Genomic DNA, 2,427 nt, shown 5'->3' on the forward strand with positions numbered 1-2,427 from the left:
CAGGATCCTGTCTAGAGGTCATTGATCTTTCGGTTACGGGATTATCACCCTCTTTGATTACGCTTCCCAACGTATTCACCTAAACCATGACTTGGTAACTCAACGACAGTCCTACAACCCCAGCATGCAAGCACGCTGGTTTGGGCTCTTCCCGTTTCGCTCGCCGCTACTCAGGGAATCGATCTTTCTTTCTTCTCCTGCTGCTAATGAGATGTTTCAGTTCACAGCGTATTCCTTCTAACCGTTATGTATTGGCGGTTAAATAACATTTTTATATGTTGGGTTTCCCCATTCGGAAATCTCCGGATCATAGCGTACTTACCGCTCCCCGAAGCTTATCGTAGTTAGTCACGTCCTTCATCGGCTCCTAGTGCCAAGGCATCCACCACGCGCCCTTATTCACTTAACCACAACTTTTTAAGTTGGATCAGTTTATATGAGTTGGTCATTTTTTGACCTGCGATTAAACCGTTCTTTATTAAAGAACTTGTGTTGTTTCTCGGTTCATTTAGAATCAATTTCTTGATTTAAAAGATTTTCTTGATTATTCAGTTTTCAATGTTCAAGCTTGGCCTTAAAAGACCAATGGAGAATATCGGGATCGAACCGATGACCCCCTGCTTGCAAAGCAGGTGCTCTCCCAGCTGAGCTAATCCCCCATACCCTAATCGGTAGAGTTCACACACTCAAAACTAAACAAAACTTTGTAACAATTCAAATGGCCATTTAAGGCACTGTAACGTTCCGGTTATCCTTAGAAAGGAGGTGATCCAGCCGCAGGTTCTCCTACGGCTACCTTGTTACGACTTCACCCCAGTCATCAGTCCTGCCTTAGACGGCTCCTCCCCGAAGGTTAGGCCACCGGCTTTGGGCATTACCAACTCCCATGGTGTGACGGGCGGTGTGTACAAGACCCGGGAACGTATTCACCGCGGCATGCTGATCCGCGATTACTAGCGATTCCGACTTCATGTAGTCGAGTTGCAGACTACAATCCGAACTGAGACGTACTTTAAGAGATTCGCTTACCCTCGCGAGTTCGCTGCTCGTTGTATACGCCATTGTAGCACGTGTGTAGCCCAAGTCATAAGGGGCATGATGACCTGACGTCGTCCCCGCCTTCCTCCGGTTTGTCACCGGCAGTCTGTCTAGAGTGCCCAACTGAATGCTGGCAACTAAACATAAGGGTTGCGCTCGTTGCGGGACTTAACCCAACATCTCACGACACGAGCTGACGACGGCCATGCACCACCTGTCACTTTGCTTCCGAAGAAGACAATGTAATCTCTTACATCTTCAAAGGATGTCAAGACTTGGTAAGGTTCTTCGCGTTGCTTCGAATTAAACCACATGCTCCACCGCTTGTGCGGGTCCCCGTCAATTCCTTTGAGTTTCAGTCTTGCGACCGTACTCCCCAGGCGGGATACTTAATGCGTTTGCTTCGTCACTAAAGGGCGGAAACCCTCTAACAACTAGTATCCATCGTTTACGGTGTGGACTACCAGGGTATCTAATCCTGTTTGCTACCCACACTTTCGAGCCTCAACGTCAGTTGCAGTCCAGTAAGCCGCCTTCGCCACTGGTGTTCTTCCATATATCTACGCATTCCACCGCTACACATGGAGTTCCACTTACCTCTACTGCACTCAAGTTCGACAGTTTCCAAAGCCATTCCACAGTTGAGCTGTGGGCTTTCACTTCAGACTTACCGAACCGTCTGCGCTCGCTTTACGCCCAATAAATCCGGATAACGCTCGGGACATACGTATTACCGCGGCTGCTGGCACGTATTTAGCCGTCCCTTTCTGATATGGTACCGTCAATGCAGGTTCATTTCCTAACCTGCCCGTTCTTCCCATACAACAGTGCTTTACGACCCGAAAGCCTTCATCACACACGCGGCGTTGCTCCATCAGACTTTCGTCCATTGTGGAAGATTCCCTACTGCAGCCTCCCGTAGGAGTTTGGGCCGTGTCTCAGTCCCAATGTGGCCGGTCAGTCTCTCAACTCGGCTATGCATCATCGTCTTGGTGAGCCTTTACCTCACCAACTAACTAATGCACCGCGAATCCATCTAAAAGCGCTGCAAACGCAGCTTTTAACATTGATCCATGTGGATCTGTGTTTTATCCGGTATTAGTTCCTGTTTCCAAGAGTTATCCCAGTCTTAAAGGTAGGTTATTCACGTGTTACTCACCCGTTCGCCACTTACTTGAAAAGTGCAAGCACTTTTCGCTGTTCGTACGACTTGCATGTATTAGGCACGCCGCCAGCGTTCATCCTGAGCCAGGATCAAACTCTCATGTTGAAGTTTGAAGATTGCTCTTCGATTAAACTGACTATTTGTTATCTATCCGATAACGCCTATCCGTTTATTGTTTGTTACGAATTGACTTCGCAAATTTGTGTATGACAGTCAATCAATGA

General features: G+C 47.8%; 1 tRNA gene and 2 rRNA genes (1 of these 3 running past the window's edge). All 3 read right to left on the reverse strand.

From position 1 onward, the window contains the following. Positions 1–409: ribosomal RNA gene (locus G6R29_RS06405) — 23S ribosomal RNA — on the reverse strand (it extends 2,499 nt beyond the left edge of the window). Between the two features lie 177 nt (positions 410–586). Then, positions 587–659 (reverse strand) — tRNA-Ala (locus G6R29_RS06410). Positions 660–758: 99 nt separating this feature from the next. Then, a 16S ribosomal RNA gene (locus tag G6R29_RS06415) occupies positions 759–2,308 on the reverse strand. Together the 16S and 23S rRNA genes with 1 tRNA gene alongside form the textbook arrangement of a ribosomal RNA operon. Positions 2,309–2,427: the final 119 nt, after the last annotated feature.

Source organism: Fructobacillus broussonetiae, from assembly GCF_018437275.1.
Lineage (GTDB): Bacteria > Bacillota > Bacilli > Lactobacillales > Lactobacillaceae > Fructobacillus > Fructobacillus broussonetiae.